The 14,083-nt window shown below is 74.3% G+C and carries 13 protein-coding genes and 1 pseudogene; 3 read left to right on the top strand and 11 right to left on the bottom strand.

Features of this window, described 5'->3' with window-relative positions; all coding sequences use genetic code 11:
- Positions 1-26: 26 nt before the first annotated feature.
- The 6 genes from ACFU7Z_RS03320 to ACFU7Z_RS03295 all read right to left on the bottom strand — a co-directional run bounded on the left by ACFU7Z_RS03320 (position 27) and on the right by ACFU7Z_RS03295 (position 7,494).
- Positions 27-986, bottom strand: a complete 960-nt coding sequence (locus ACFU7Z_RS03320) for a SigB/SigF/SigG family RNA polymerase sigma factor (RefSeq protein ID WP_380775628.1) — start codon at positions 984-986, stop codon at positions 27-29.
- 265 nt (positions 987-1,251) lie between these two features.
- A complete protein-coding gene (locus ACFU7Z_RS03315) occupies positions 1,252-2,994 on the bottom strand; it encodes a multicopper oxidase family protein (protein ID WP_380775627.1) in 1,743 nt (580 codons plus the stop codon).
- A gap of 83 nt (positions 2,995-3,077) precedes the next feature.
- Positions 3,078-4,304 (bottom strand): ABC transporter ATP-binding protein, encoded by a 1,227-nt coding sequence (locus ACFU7Z_RS03310; protein WP_380741019.1) that lies wholly within the window; start codon positions 4,302-4,304, stop codon positions 3,078-3,080.
- Between the two features lie 75 nt (positions 4,305-4,379).
- Entirely contained in the window at positions 4,380-5,213 is an 834-nt protein-coding gene (locus tag ACFU7Z_RS03305) for a carbohydrate ABC transporter permease (RefSeq protein ID WP_375875480.1), read from the bottom strand.
- A complete protein-coding gene (locus ACFU7Z_RS03300; RefSeq protein ID WP_380775675.1) occupies positions 5,210-6,061 on the bottom strand; it encodes a carbohydrate ABC transporter permease in 852 nt (283 codons plus the stop codon). The genes ACFU7Z_RS03305 and ACFU7Z_RS03300 overlap by 4 nt, the downstream gene beginning before the upstream one ends.
- A gap of 155 nt (positions 6,062-6,216) precedes the next feature.
- Positions 6,217-7,494 carry an ABC transporter substrate-binding protein gene (locus ACFU7Z_RS03295; RefSeq protein WP_380775625.1) on the bottom strand — a complete coding sequence of 426 codons (1,278 nt, stop codon included), beginning with the start codon at positions 7,492-7,494 and terminating at the stop codon, positions 6,217-6,219.
- Between the two features lie 274 nt (positions 7,495-7,768).
- Here ACFU7Z_RS03295 and ACFU7Z_RS03290 point away from each other — a divergent pair, with 274 nt between their 5' ends.
- On the top strand, positions 7,769-8,617 hold the full coding sequence (locus ACFU7Z_RS03290) for a universal stress protein (RefSeq protein ID WP_380775623.1): 849 nt from the start codon (positions 7,769-7,771) through the stop codon (positions 8,615-8,617).
- A gap of 74 nt (positions 8,618-8,691) precedes the next feature.
- Positions 8,692-9,255 (top strand): YbaK/EbsC family protein, encoded by a 564-nt coding sequence (locus ACFU7Z_RS03285; protein WP_049656611.1) that lies wholly within the window; start codon positions 8,692-8,694, stop codon positions 9,253-9,255.
- 22 nt (positions 9,256-9,277) lie between these two features.
- On the opposite strand, the gene ACFU7Z_RS03280 is transcribed toward ACFU7Z_RS03285, so the two are convergent.
- The 3 genes from ACFU7Z_RS03280 to ACFU7Z_RS03270 are packed head-to-tail and all read right to left on the bottom strand — an operon-like array spanning position 9,278 to position 12,251.
- Entirely contained in the window at positions 9,278-10,129 is an 852-nt protein-coding gene (locus tag ACFU7Z_RS03280) for an ABC transporter ATP-binding protein (RefSeq protein WP_380775621.1), read from the bottom strand.
- Positions 10,126-11,244, bottom strand: coding sequence for a FecCD family ABC transporter permease (locus ACFU7Z_RS03275; protein ID WP_380775619.1), 1,119 nt, complete (start codon positions 11,242-11,244; stop codon positions 10,126-10,128). The genes ACFU7Z_RS03280 and ACFU7Z_RS03275 overlap by 4 nt, the downstream gene beginning before the upstream one ends.
- Before the next feature lie 8 nt (positions 11,245-11,252).
- On the bottom strand, positions 11,253-12,251 hold the full coding sequence (locus tag ACFU7Z_RS03270; protein WP_079272857.1) for an iron ABC transporter permease: 999 nt from the start codon (positions 12,249-12,251) through the stop codon (positions 11,253-11,255).
- Between the two features lie 90 nt (positions 12,252-12,341).
- On the opposite strand from ACFU7Z_RS03270, the gene ACFU7Z_RS03265 reads away from it, so the two are divergent.
- On the top strand, positions 12,342-13,304 hold the full coding sequence (locus ACFU7Z_RS03265; protein WP_053112312.1) for an ABC transporter substrate-binding protein: 963 nt from the start codon (positions 12,342-12,344) through the stop codon (positions 13,302-13,304).
- Positions 13,305-13,422: 118 nt separating this feature from the next.
- On the opposite strand, the gene ACFU7Z_RS03260 is transcribed toward ACFU7Z_RS03265, so the two are convergent.
- Together ACFU7Z_RS03260 and ACFU7Z_RS03255 are read right to left on the bottom strand one after the other, a co-directional pair.
- A complete protein-coding gene (locus ACFU7Z_RS03260; protein WP_380775618.1) occupies positions 13,423-13,875 on the bottom strand; it encodes a MarR family winged helix-turn-helix transcriptional regulator in 453 nt (150 codons plus the stop codon).
- Positions 13,875-14,083, bottom strand: a pseudogene (locus tag ACFU7Z_RS03255) (hypothetical protein); the annotation flags it as partial. The pseudogene ACFU7Z_RS03255 and the gene ACFU7Z_RS03260, both read right to left, overlap by 1 nt.

Genomic DNA, 14,083 nt, shown 5'->3' with positions numbered 1-14,083 from the left:
CCCGCACGTCGGCCCGCCCCACCGCCTCAGCCGGTGCCCTCGCGCCCACCCTCGGCACCGCCCTCGCCCCCGACCCCGGAAGCGACGGCCTCCGGCTCCCCATCACCCCACCCAGGCGCGTCCCGGTCCTCCAGTTCCTCGCGCAGCCAGGCCAGGGTGGCGCTGAGCAGCCGGGAGACGTGCATCTGGGAGACGCCGATCCGGTCCGCTATCCGGGACTGGGTGCACCCGTCCCAGAACCGCAGCTTGAGGACGGTCTGCTCGCGCTCCGGCAGGCGGGCCAGCAGCGGGCGGACGGCGGTGCGGAAGTCGGCGAGTTCGATGCCGGGGTCGCAGCCGCCGAGCCGGTCGAGCAGGGCGCTGCCGGTCTCTTCGGTGTCCTGGTCGCGCAGCGCGTCCAGGGAGTTGGGGCGGTAGACCCGGCCCGCCAGCAGCCCCTCGGTGGCCTGTTCGACGGTGAGGTGCAGGTCCTCGGCGATCTCCTCGGGCCGCGGTTGCCGGCCGAGTTCCTGCTCCAGGCGGTCGGAGTCGCGGGCGACGGACAGGTACAGCTCCTGCATGCTGCGCGGGACGCGCACCGGCCAGGAGGTGTCGCGGAAGAACCGCTTGATCTCGCCGGTGATGGTGGGGATCGCGTAGGTGACGAACTCGACGCCGCGCCGCGGGTCGTAGCCGTCGACGGCCTTGATCAGGCCGATCGTGCCGACCTGGAGGATGTCCTCCATGTCCTCGGCCCGGTGGCGGAAGCGGGCGGCGATGAAGCGCACCAGCGGCATGTTGAGCTCGATGATCGTGCCGCGGACGTAGCTGTAGGCGCGGGTCTCCCGGGCCAGCCCGGCCAGCCGCTCGAACAGCGCGTCGCTCAGCTCCCGCGCCTCGGACTTCCCCATGCGGCGGAGTTCGGCCGCCGTGGGCCGTCGCGGGAGGTCGGGCGGCAGGCCCGAGGGGGCCGCTTCCCAGCCGGCTGTTTCCAGGTGGACGGACACGTGATCGCTCCTGGGCGCCGGGGTGAGCGCCCGGCGCCACGTACGGCCCGCACCTCGTGCGGCGTGTCACGGACTTCTCCCCCGGGACCCGTGCCCGGCCACTGCGGGCGCGGCCCCGGTGGCACCGGCCCCGGCGGCACCGCCCGAGGTGCTGGAGCAGCCGGAATCGCACGGCCGCTGTACGACTGGTTCTACCCCGGGATCCGGCTCCGAACGCACGTTCCAGGAGCTTTCCTGCGCCGCCGGCGCCGGCGCCCGGCAGCGCTCAGTGATCGAGCGGACGAGGCCGGCCCGGCCACCCCGGCCACCCGGGCTGCTGGGGCCACCCCGGCCATCCGGCCGGCTCCGGCCGTCGCGGCCGGACGTACTCGACCAGCTGCATCATCCCGAGGTCCTCGTGCTGCAGCTGGTGACAGTGCAGGACGGTGCGGCCGGTGAAGTCCTCGTACTTGACCAGGAGGGTGACGGTGTCGCCCGGCTTGCCGCCGGTCAGGTCGACGGTGTCCTGCCACACCGGCGGGTCGAGCCGTTCCCCGTTGCGGTGGGTGACGAGGACGTGGTTGGTGTGCAGGTGAAAGGGGTGGTGGAAGATCGGCATGGTCTCGTCGGTGTGGATGGTCCACCGTTCGACGGTGCCGAGTTCCAGGGTGTGGTTGACGTACTCGGGGTCGAACAGGCCGTAGGCGGGGTCGCGGGTGAGGTCGCCACCGGGGTCGGCCGCGGGGGTCGGGTGGCTGCCGAGGACGCGGTAGGCGTTGGGGAACGGCTGGGCGAAGACCTTCGGGTCGACGTGGAAGACCACCCTGCGGTCGCCGCCGGGGTTGGCGATGTCCTTCTCGTCGAGGAACGGCATGCCCTGCGGCAGCGAGGTCGGCAGCTCCATGGGCGGCTGGACGGCCTCCCCCGCCACCTCGATCGTCATCAGCGGGACGGGCACGCCCTTGGCCCGCAGTTCGTACGTCCCGGCCTCGCCGCCCCGGACCAGCACGTCGGCGCGGTTGCCCACGCCCAGCGGGACCACCTCGGTGGCGACCGGCGCGGGGAAGGTCACGCCGTCCATGGCGATCTGATGCAGCGTCAACTTCCGCTCCCCGTCGGCGACCTGGAGCGAGAGGGCGGTGAACGCGGTCGCCGCGACCAGGCGCCAGCGCTGGACCTCACCAGGGCGCAGCACGAGGACGGGGTTGACCTCGCCGTTGACGGCGAAGGTGGGCGGGACGGCGGCCAGGGCGTCGCCGGAGGTGAAGTCGGGGACCCTGCCGCCCTTGACCCGGAGTTCGTTGATGCAGACGACCAGGTCGGCGGCGGCCTTGATCTGCGGCACCTCGTCGACGTCGCCCTCGATGACGATGACCCCGGCCATCCCTCCGGCGATCTGTTCGGCGGTGGCCCCGTGCGCGTGCGGGTGGTACCAGTACGTCCCGGCCGGATGGTCGGCCGGGATCTGGACGATGGTCAGGTACCGCGGCTCCGGGGCGCCGGCCGCGGCCTCGTCGGCGGTGCGCGGCGGGAACTCCCGCAGGATGTTGTCGGCACGCCCGGACGGCGAGACGTGCAGGCCGTGGGTGTGCAGGTTGAAGGTGTTCAGGCGCTGCGGCCGGTTGTGGCCGCCGTGGCGCGCCGGGCCTGACATCCCCGACATGCCAGACATCCCGGTCGAACCGGCCGGCTCGACCGGGTTCGGCGGCAGCCCGTTGACCTGGGTCAGCCACAGCACGTCCCCGGCGCGCGCCCGCAGGGTCGGCCCGGGGATGGTCCCGTTGTAGGTGCGCGTGGTGACCGTCCCGTAGCCCGGGACGGAGAGCGTCGTGAACCGTACGTCGAGCGTCTGCTCGAGCACCGCCGCCGGCCCGCCGGAGGCCGACCGGGCGCGCCGGACGACGGGCTGCGGGAAGGCGGCGGCCGCCACCGCGGGCCGGGCGAGGATCCCGCCGGAGCCGGCCGCGAGGACGGCTCCGGGGACGGCCTTGAGCACCGATCGGCGACTGATTCCGACATTTTCTCCCATAACCGGGCAATGTAAGTCGGGTCCGGTACGGCAACGGTCAGGCACACCGCGCGCCGGCCGGGGGTTGGGCCTTCCGTACCACGCTACGAACGTTCCGGGTGGGTCAGGTTGGCCCCGGTGCGGGGGTCGAAGACGTGGATGCGCGCCGTGTCCACCCGCAGGTCCAGCGGGCCGCCCTCGGCGGCCCGGGTGGCGGGGTTCAGCCGGGCGACCACCCGGTGCTCCCGCATGCCGGTGTCGGCCCGGCCCGAGTCGGCGGCGAGTTCGGCCAGCTCGGCCAGTTCGGCGAGTTCCGCCAGTCCGGCGAGGCCGCCGGGGCCCCGGGCCGCCGCCGGGCCGCCCTCCTCCGCGAAGTGGACGTAGACGTCCGAGCCGACCGACTCCCGGACCTCGACGGTCACGGTGACGGTGACCCCGCCGGCGTGCCCCTCGACCAGGGCCGCGTCCTCGAAGTCCTCGGGGCGGATGCCGACCACCAGTTCGCGCGGCGCGTCCGCGCCCTCCAGGGCGCGCCGGGTGCGGTCGTCCAGCGGCAGGTCGCCCAGCGAGGTGCGCAGGGCGCCGTGCTCCAGCGCGGCGCCGAGGAAGTTCATGCCGGGCGAGCCGATGAACCCGGCGACGAAGAGGTTCACCGGCTCGTCGTACAGCTGCTGCGGCGAGCCGACCTGCTGGACGACGCCGGAGCGCATCACCACCACCCGGTCGCCGAGCGTCATCGCCTCGACCTGGTCGTGGGTGACGTAGACGGTGGTGGTGCCCAGGCGGCGCTGGAGGGCGGCGATCTGGGTGCGCATCTGCACCCGGAGCTTGGCGTCCAGGTTGGACAGCGGCTCGTCCATCAGGAAGACCTTGGGGTCGCGGACGATCGCCCGGCCCATCGCGACCCGCTGGCGCTGCCCCCCGGAGAGGTGGGCGGGCTTGCGGTCGAGGTGCCGGGTGAGGTCGAGGACGCGGGCGGCCTCCTCGACCTTGGCGGCGATGGTCGCCTTGTCGACCTTGGCCAGGCGCAGCGCGAAGCCCATGTTGTCGCGCACGCTCATGTGCGGGTAGAGGGCGTAGCTCTGGAAGACCATCGCGATGTCGCGGTCCTTGGGCGCGCGGTCGTTGACCACCTCCCCGGCGATCCGCAGGGTGCCCTCGGTGATGTCCTCCAGCCCGGCGATCATGTTGAGCGTGGTGGACTTGCCGCAGCCGGAGGGGCCGACCAGGATCACGAACTCGCCGTCGGCGATGGTGAGGTCGACGTGGCGGACGGCGAGGGCGCCGTCGGGGTAGCGCTTGGTGATGCCGTCGAGGACGATCTCGGCCACGGTCCGCCTTCCTGGCCCGCCGGGTGGGGCGGGCTCTTCCTGGGAAACCCATCCTGGGAAAACTCGATGTCGGGCTCAGCCCTTGACGGCGCCGGCGGTGAGCCCGGCGACGATGCGGCGCTGGAACAGCAGCACGAAGACCACGATCGGGATCGTGATGATCACCGCGGCCGCCGCGATCGAGCCGGTCGGCTGCTCGAACTGGGAGCTCCCGGTGAAGAAGGCGATCGCGGCCGGGACCGTCCGGGCCGAGGTGGTGGAGGTCAGCGAGATCGCGAACAGGAAGTCGTTCCAGCAGAAGATGAAGACCAGGATGCCGGTGGTGAACACCCCCGGCGCCGCCAGCGGCGCGATGACCAGCCGGAACGCCTGCCACGGCGTGGCGCCGTCCACCTTGGCCGCCTTCTCCAGGTCCCAGGGGATCTCCCGGAAGAACGCCGAGAGCGTGTAGATCGCCAGCGGCAGCGAGAAGGTCATGTACGGGATGATCAGCCCGGGCCAGGTGTCGAACAGGCCGAGCGCCCGCTCGATGCCGAACAGCGGCGAGACCAGCGAGATCGGCGGGAACATCGCGATCAGCAGGGACACCCCGATCAGCAGCCGCTTGCCGGGGAAGCGCAGCCGGGCCACCGCGTACGCGGCCATGGTGCCGAGCGCGACGGCGACGGTGGTGGCGATCAGCGCGATGCCGATCGAGTTGACCAGGGCGCGGGTGAACTCCGAGGTCTGGAAGATGCCGCGGTAGTTGGCCAGGGTCCACCGGCGGGGCACGAAGGCGCCGTCGGAGAGGGTGCTCGGGTCCTTGAAGGACAGCGCCACGATCCACCACACCGGGAAGAGCGCGTAGAGCACGACCACCAGGTTGGCGATGCCCCAGCCGGTCAGGGCCCGGGCGGGCCGGCCGCTCATCGCTGCTCCGGTTCCGCGCCGGGCGTGGCCGCGCCGAACAGCTTGACGAAGACCAGCGCGATGAGCGCCACGCAGACGAAGATCAGCACCGAGATCGCCGAGCCGATGCCCAGGTTGAGCGCGGTGAAGAGGTTGTCGTAGCCGAGGATCGACACCGAGCCGGTGCCGTTGGAGCCGCTGGTCAGCACGTAGATGTTGTCGAAGATCCGGAAGGCGTCCAGGGTCCGGAAGAGCAGCGCGACCAGGATCGCGGGCTTCATCAGCGGCAGGATCACCAGCCGCAGCCGCTGCCCGGAGCTCGCGCCGTCCACCATCGCCGCCCGGACCGTCTCGTCCGGGACGAGGGCCAGGCCCGCGAGCAGCAGCAGCGCCATGAACGGGGTGGTCTTCCACACCTCCGCGAGGATGATCAGACCGACGGCCGGCCACTGCTCCGTCAGCGGGGCGCTGCCCTCCGGCAGCAGGGCGGCCAGGTAGCCGGTGCCCGGGGTCCACGCGTACTGCCAGGAGTAGGCCGCGACGACGGTGACGATCCCGTACGGCACCAGCACCGCGGTGCGCACCGTCCCGCGCCCGAAGACCGTACGGTGCATCACCAGGGCGAGCGCCAGGCCGAGCACCAGCTCGACGGCCACCGACACCGCGGTGATCAGCACCGTGACACCGAGCGCTTGCCACCAGAACGGCGAGGTCAGCACCGCGCCGTAGTTGGCGAGCCCGACCCAGTGCGCCTGGGCCGGGAAGCGCAGGTCGTAGCGCTGCAGGGACAGGTAGACGGCGTAGCCGATCGGGTAGGCGGTGACGGCGAGCATCACGACCACGGCGGGGGCGCACAGCAGCAGGCCCAGCCGGCTCTCCTGGCGGGCGCCGCGCGAGGGCCCGGCCGGTCCCGGCCCGGCGGCGGCCCCGGCAGCGGCCTCAGCGGGCGGTGACCCGGGAGCGGGCGGTGGCCCGGGAACGGACGGCGTCCCAGGAGCGGGCGGTGGCCCGGGAACGGGCGGTGTCACGGAATCAGCCCCTTCGAACCGAGGGCGTCCCGGATCTGCCCGCGGAGGTCGGCCACGTCCTTCTCCGGGTGGATGCCGGCGGGCGGGGAGAGGGTGTGCGAGATCGCGATGGAGACGTTCTGGTAGGCCGGGGTCTGCGGCCGCACGCTGGCGGAGTCGAGGGCGGCCAGCACGTCGGCGGCGAACGGGTAGCTGGCGGTCAGCTCGGCCGTCTCGTACAGGCTCCGCAGCGAGGGCGGGAGGCCGCCCTTCAGCGCGTTGGTGAGCTGGTTGTCCCGGTCGCGCAGGCAGAGCGCGGCCTTGGCGGCGAGGTCGGGGTGCCGACTGTAGGCGCCCACCGCGAGGTCGATCCCGCCGATGGTGACGCTGGCGGGGCGGTCGGCGCTCACCGCGGGGTACGGCGCCCAGCGGAAGTGCGGGAACAGCTCCGGCCGGTTGGCCTTCATCGAGGGGTAGACGAAGGGGTAGTTGAGTTCGAAGGCGGCCGTGCCGGACTCCATCGCGAGCCGGTTCTGGTCCTCCATCTGGTTCGACAGCGAGGGGTCGGCGGCCACCGAGGCCGCCAGGTCGCGCATCACCCCGGCGGCCGTGACGGCGGGCGCCCCGAGCGCGGGCCCCTGGGCGTCGGGGGTGAGGATCGACCCGCCCGCGCTGGTGACCAGCGTGTTGAACCAGACCGTCAGCCCCTCGTACTGGGCACCCTGGATCTCCACGAGGTGCGGCTTGCCCTCGCGGTCCAGCTCCCGGGCCTGGGAGAGCATCTCCGCCCAGGTGGCGGGCGGGGTCGGCACCAGGTCGTCGCGGTACCAGAGCAGCTGGGTGTTGGAGTTGTACGGCACGGCGTACAGCCGGTCCCGCCAGGTCGCGGTCCGCACCGCCGCGTCGAGGGTGTCGGCGGTGGCCCGCTCGCGCATCGCCCCGGTCCACTCGCGGATCCAGCCGGCCTCGGCGAACTCGGCGGGCCAGGTGACGTCCAGGCCGAGGACGTCCACGCCGGTGTCGTGCGCCGCCATCCGGCGCACCAGCTGCTGGCGCTGGCCGTCGGCGCCGCGCGGCAGCTTGTTGTAGCGGATCGTGTAGCGGCCGCCGGACTGCTGCCCGCAGCGGTCGGCGGCCTGCTGGAGGGCGCCCGAGTCGTCCGGGAAGTTGTACCAGTTCAGGGTGACCGGGCCGCCGCTTCCACCGTCCCCGCAGCCCACCAGGGCGGCGGCGAGCACGGCCAGTCCGGCGGCGGCGCCCGCCCACCGCGAGCGGAACGTGGGGACCCTCGGCATCGTTCTCCCGGGCTGAAAGGACCGGCTGGGGCGGAGCGCTCGGAACGGCGCGACCGGCACACGGCGGTTCGGCCGACCCTAGCCCGGCGCCCCCGCCCGGCCCGGGCGTGCCGCGCCGCCGCCCGGCCGACCAGCCGGACGGCGGAACCGGGCCCGTCCCGTCACCCACCGCGACCGGCGACGGCTCCGGGAGGCGCCGGTCCGGGCCGGCGCGGATACTGGCCGCACCGAGACCTCCGGGGGCTGGGGCCGCACCGGAACCGAGGAGCACGCCGTGACCGGACCCGTCGTCGTCGGATTCGACGGCTCACCCGAGAGCCTGGCCGCCGCCGCCTGGGCCGCCCACGAGGCGCAGCGCCGCGGCCTGCGCCTGGACGTCCTCCAGGCCTGGCCCCGGCCGAAGCAGATCGCCCCCGGGAGCAGGCCCGGCGACCACTCCGCACTGGCACGACTCGCCGAGCGCGAGCGCGAGTTGCGCACCCTCGCGCCGGAGGTCGAGGTCACCGCCGACTCCGTGGCCGGCGATCCCGTCGAGGCGCTGGAGGCCGCCGCGCACGGGGCCGCCCTGCTGGTGCTCGGCTCGCGCGGGCTGGGCACCCTGCGCGGCTTCCTGGTCGGCTCGGTGAGCCAGGAGGTGCTGCGCCGGGCGGACTGCCCGGTGGTGCTGATCCGGGCCGGCGGGGACGAACCGGACGGCGCGGTGACGGTCGGCCTCGACCTGGCGCACCCGGCGGACGAGGTGCTGGCCTTCGCCTTCGAGGCCGCCGCGCTCCGTTCGGCGCCGCTGCGCGTGGTGCACGTCTGGTCCCCGCCGGCCGGCAGCGAGTACATGTCCTACGGGGCGATCGGCGGGCTGGAGGGCGAGGTCTCGGCCGTCGAGCACGACGGCCTCGCCCGGGCCCTGGAGCCCTGGCAGGCCCGGCACCCCGAGGTGACGGTGAGCACCGACCTGATCCGCGGCAAGGCCGCCGTCGAGCTGGTGGACGCCGCCGCGACGGCCCGGCTGCTGGTCGTCGGCCGCCGCATCCGGCGGATGCCGCTGCGCCACCACCACCTCGGCCCGGTGGCGCACGCCGCGATCCACCACGTGCACTGCCCGGTCGCCGTCGTCCCGTACGGCTGACCGCGCTCCTCCCGTACGGCTGACGGCAGCCGGGTACGGCCGACCGGGTGGCCGGGCGCGCTACAGTCCGGTCCATGAGTGAGTCCACCGCCCCGCCGTTCGGGAACTTCGCCACCGCCGTACCGGCCCTGGAGCTCGGCGCGGAGCTCGCCGCGCCCGTCGCCGACGCGCTGAAGAACTGGGACGCGCCCGGAGCGGCCGCCTCGGTGCTCTACGTGGACAGCGACCCGGAGCAGGCGGACACCGCCGTGTTCTGCGCGGCCTACGACGTGCCGCCGGAGCTCTCCGCGAACTGCGTGGTGGTCGCCGCCAAGCGCGCCGGGGAGGTGACCCTGGCCGGATGCCTGGCCCTGGCCACCACCCGGGTGGACGTCAACAAGGCGGTGCGCACCCACCTGGGGGCGCGCAAGGCGTCCTTCGCGCCGATGGACACCGCGGTCGAGCTGACCGGCATGGAGTACGGCGGCATCACCCCCGTCGGCCTGCCCGGCGGCTGGCCGCTGCTGATCGACGAGGCGGTGGCCGCGGCCCCGTACGTCCTGGTCGGCAGCGGTCGGCGCCGGGGCAAGCTCATCCTGCCCGGCTGGGCCCTGGCGGAGCTGCCGGGCGCCCTGGTGCTGCCGGGCCTGGCCGGCTGACCGGCTGACCGGCCCGCCGACGTCAGCGCACCCGGGGGGCGAGGCCGACCGGGCAGACCACCGGGGTGCCGTGCACCGGGTCGGTGAGGATCACGCTCTCCACCCCGTACAGCTCGCGCACCAGCTCCGGGGTGACGATGTCGCGCGGCGCGCCCTGGGCGGCCACCCGGCCGTCGCGCATGGCCACCATGTGGTCGGCGTAGCGGCAGGCGGTGGTCAGGTCGTGCAGGACGAGGACGACGGTGCGGCCGCGCTCGGCCGTCAGGCCGCGCACCATCTCCAGCACCTCCAGCGCGTGGCCCATGTCCAGCGCCGAGGTCGGCTCGTCCAGCATCAGGATGTCGGTGTCCTGGGCGACGGCCATGGCGATCCAGGCGCGCTGGCGCTGGCCGCCGGAGAGGGTGTCCAGCGGGCGGTCGGCCAGCTCGTGCAGGTCGGCGGCGGCGAGCGCGTGCTCGACCGCTTCGGCGTCGGCGGCGGACCACTGCCGCAGCAGGCCCTGGTGCGGCTGGCGGCCGTAGCGGACCAGGTCGCGGACGGTCAGCCCGTCCGGGGCGGTGGCGGACTGCGGCAGCAGGCCGATGATCCGGGCGATGGCGCGGGTGGACAGCGAGGTCAGCGGCTTGCCGTCGAGCAGCACGGCGCCGGAGCGCGGGGCGATAGTCCGGGCGAGGCCGCCGAGCAGGGTGGACTTGCCGCAGCCGTTCGGGCCGACGATGACGGTGACCTGGCGCTGCGGCAGTTCGAGGTCGAGCTCGCGCACCACGATGGTGCGGTCGTGGCCGAGGCTGAGCGCGCTGGTCGCCAGCCGGGGCGCTCCGACCGTGGCCGTCACGGTCCCGGGGGATTCAGCGGTCGCGGGGCGGGCGGTCATGCGGTCCTCCGGGGACGGGTGGTGAGCAGCAGCCAGAGCAGGTACGGGCCGCCCACGACGGCGGTGACCAGGCCGGCCGGCACCTCCAGCGGCGACAGGAGGGTGCGGCCGATCAGGTCGGCGAGCAGGGTGAAGGCGGCTCCGGCGACGGCCGAGGTGAGCACCGGCACGCAGCGCGGTCCGGCGATCCGGCGGGCGGCCTCGGGCGCGGCGAGCGCGATCATGCCGAGCGGTCCGGCGACGGCCACCGCCAGGCCCGCGCAGACCACGGAGACCAGCAGGACGCCGACCCGCAGGCCGCGCACCCGGACGCCCAGCCCGGTGGCGACGGCGTCGGAGAAGCGCAGCAGCGACAGCCGGCGGCCGAGCAGCACGGCGGCGGGCAGGCAGGCCAGCAGGCCGAGTTCGAGGTAGCCGACGGCGTCGGCGTCCCGGCTGTTGAGGGTGCCGACCGTCCAGGCGTAGGCGGCGTTGGCGGAGTCGATGGCGGCGCGGGAGAGCATCAGGTTGGTCACCGCGCCGAAGACCGCGCCGATGCCGAGGCCGACGACCAGGAAGCGGTAGCCGTTGCGGCCGGCCCCGCCGCCGAGGGCGAAGGCGAGCGAGGCGGCGGTGGCGGCGCCCGCCAGGGCGGCGGCGGAGGGCAGCAGCTGGGTGGCGACGCCGGTGACGGAGGCGACCGCGAAGGCGGTGGCGCCCTCGTTGAAGCCGACGGTGTCCGGGGTGGCCAGCCGGTTCTGGGCGAGGGTCTGCATCAGGCAGCCGGCGACGCCGAGGGCGGCGCCGACGGCCAGTGCGGCCTCGACGCGGGGCAGCCGCAGCTTCTCCACCAGCAGCACGTCGCGCGCGGTGCCGTCGCCGAAGGCCGCGCGCAGGGCGGTCACCGGGTCGAGGTTCGTCTCGCCGACGGCCAGGCAGACGGCGGTCACCGCGACCACGGCGAGCAGCAGGACGGTGCAGCCGAGCAGCGGCCGGACCGGGACGAGCACCGAGCGGCCGCCCAGGGCGAGCAGCCGGGTGCCGGGCGGCACGGGCCGCGCCGGCCGCCGGGTCGCGGCCGAGGGGGCGTCGGGTTCCACGGCGTTCTCTGCGTCGTTCTCTGCGGCGGTCTTCACGGGGGCCTTCACAGCGCGGGCATTCGGTGCGAGCGGACGACGGCGACCAGCACGGGGGCGCCGCACAGGGCGGTCATCACGCCGAGCGGCATCTCGTACGGGCGGGCGACCAGCCGGGAGGCCACGTCGGCGAGCAGCACGACGGCCGGCCCGAGCAGGGCGGAGACGACGAGCAGCCGGCGCAGGTCCGGGCCGACCAGGGCCCGGGCGGCGAAGGGCACCACCAGGCCGACGAAGGAGACCGGTCCGGCGATCGCGGTGGCGGCGCCGACCAGCAGGGCGACGGCGGTCACCGCGAGGGCGCGGGCCCGGCGGGGCTTGTGGCCGAGGCCGGTGGCGACGTCGTCGCCGAGGCTGAGCGCGGTCAGCGCCGGGCCGGAGAGCAGCGCCAGCACCAGGCCGAGCAGTAGGACCGGCAGTACCGCGAGCAGTTGGTCGGTGCCGCGGCCGGCGACCGAGCCGATGGTCCAGAACCGGATCTCGTCGGCGGCCCGGGCGTCGGAGAGCAGCAGCACGGAGGAGCCGGCGTTCATCAGCCCGCTCAGCGCCGCGCCGGCGAGCACCAGCCGGACGGGGTCGTCGCCGGTGCCGCGCAGCCGGGCCGCGCCGAGTGCCAGCAGGCAGCCGGCGCCGGCGCCCAGTACGGCGACGTACGGGCCGACGCTGGCGGCGCTGGCGCCGAGCACGATCGCGATCACGACGGCGAAGGAGGCGCCGGTGCTGACCCCGAGCAGGCCGGGCTCGGCCAGCGGGTTGCGGGCGGCTGCCTGGAGGACGGTGCCGGCCACGCCGAGCGCGAGTCCCACCGCGAGGGCCACCGCGGTGCGCGGGGCGCGCAGGTGGAACACGGTGAACCGGGAGTCGGAGTCGCCGTCACCGAGCAGGGTGGAGAGCGCCCGTGACGGTCCCACGTCGCCCGCGCCGAGCAGCAGGCTCGCCAGTACGGCGAGCAGCAGTATCGCGCCGGCGGGCAGCAGTCCGCGCAGCAGGAGTGATCGGAATGTCACACCGGGCCTCCCCGTCAGGGCCTTACGTATGGTTAGGCTAACCTCAGAAAAACGGTTCGCCCGTAAACTACCATTTCTCGGAGAACACCCATGCTTGGCACCCGCTTTACCAAGACCCTGCTCGGCGCGGCCGTGGTCGGCGCCCTCTCCCTGGGCCTGACCGCGTGCGGCTCCTCGGGGTCCGGCGGGTCCGCGGGTGACTCCGGCTCCTCGTCCACCGCCGCCGCGAAGGGCGGCAAGCGCAGCATCGACACCGCCTTCGGCGCCGTGGAGGTCCCGGCCGAGGCCAAGCGGGTCATCGCCCTCGGCGACACCTCGCTGGACACCGCCCTCGCGCTCGGCGTCACCCCGGTGGGCACCAGCTCCAGCCGCGGCGGCACCACCGCCCCCGCCTACCTGAAGGCCGACGGCATCCCGCTGGTCGCCACGGTCAAGGAGCCCAACCTCGAGGCGATCCTGAAGGCCACCCCGGACCTCATCCTGGCCTCCTCCGGCATCGAGAAGTCCCAGTACGACAAGCTCTCGGCGGTCGCCCCGACCATCGTCCCCAAGGCCGGCGACTGGCGCGAGGTGCTCGCCGTGTACGGCGACGCGCTCGGCCACAAGGCCGACCTGGCCGCCAAGCTGGACGCCCTGGACAAGCGCGCCGCCAAGGCCGGCGAGGGCAAGAGCGGCAGCGCCGTGGTGATGCGCTGGATGCCCAACGGGCCGATCGTGATGAACACCACCAACATGCCCGGCGACCTGCTGAAGAAGGCCGGCGCCGGCACCATGCCGATCGCCGACGGCCTGGGCGCCCAGCCCCACTCGGACCCGCTGTCCCTGGAGAACCTCAACAAGGCCGACGCCGACCGGGTGTTCGTCGCCACCCTGAACGCCGAGGGCGAGAAGGCCCTGGAGACCGCCCGCAAGCAGGAGGCCTTCACCCGCCTCAAGGCCGTCGGCACCAACCAGCTCATGGGCGTCGACGGCCAGGTGTGGAGCAGCAGCTCCGGCCCGATCGCGGCGGAGAAGGTCGTCGAGGACATCGAGAAGGCCTTCGGCGCGAAGTAACCGCGCCCGTCGGGGAATTCCCCCCCCCCCGGAGTTCTGAAGGGCCGTCACCGGAGCGGGTCCGGTGACGGCCCTTCCGCCGCGGGCGCGGAGCCCCGAACGGGTCGGCAGAGGCGGCTCAGCCCAGGAGCCTCGCCACCACCCGGTCGAGCACGCGGATGTCCTCCGGCGGCAGCGCGAGCAGCGCGTCGGGCGGGGTGCTGAGGATCCCGGTGGCGATCGCGGCCTTCGCCTCGCCCTCCTCGGTGAGGTGGACCAGCTTGGAGCGCCGGTCGACCGGGTTGGTGATGCGCTCGGCGAGGCCGCGCCGCACCAGGTCGTCCACGATGACGCTGGTGTACGGCGGGTCCGCGCCCAGCCGCTCGGCCAGCTCCCGCAGGGTGATCGGGCCGGCGACGAGCCGGCGCAGCGCCCTGACCCGGCTGAAGCTCATGCCGAGGGCTTCGGCGACGCTCTTGCGGCGGTCGTAGCGCTCCAGCACGAGGGCGTTCATCCCCTGCCAGACCCGGGCCGCCGCTCCGGCCTCGCTCCCGCTCCCCTCCGGGTGCCCGCCGCTGTCCAGGCGCTCCATCAGGCGTCCACCATCCCCTTCGTCCGCTCGGCTTCCTCGGCCGCCTCCTCGGCGGCGAGCCGCTGCGCCGCGCGTTCGGCCGTCGCCCGGGCCCAGCGGCCGGAAGTGAGCGTACCGGCGCTGCGATCAATCTCGCTCGCATCGACGCCCACCTCACCGAAACACCACGAGCCCGCACCCGCACCAGCCACTTCGCAGTACTCGGCCC

This window comes from Kitasatospora sp. NPDC057518 (assembly GCF_042802075.1).
In the GTDB taxonomy this organism is placed as follows: Bacteria; Actinomycetota; Actinomycetes; order Streptomycetales; family Streptomycetaceae; genus Kitasatospora.
The sequence above is the reverse complement of the archived record's forward strand: the minus strand, read 5'-3'. Positions and strand labels throughout refer to the sequence as shown.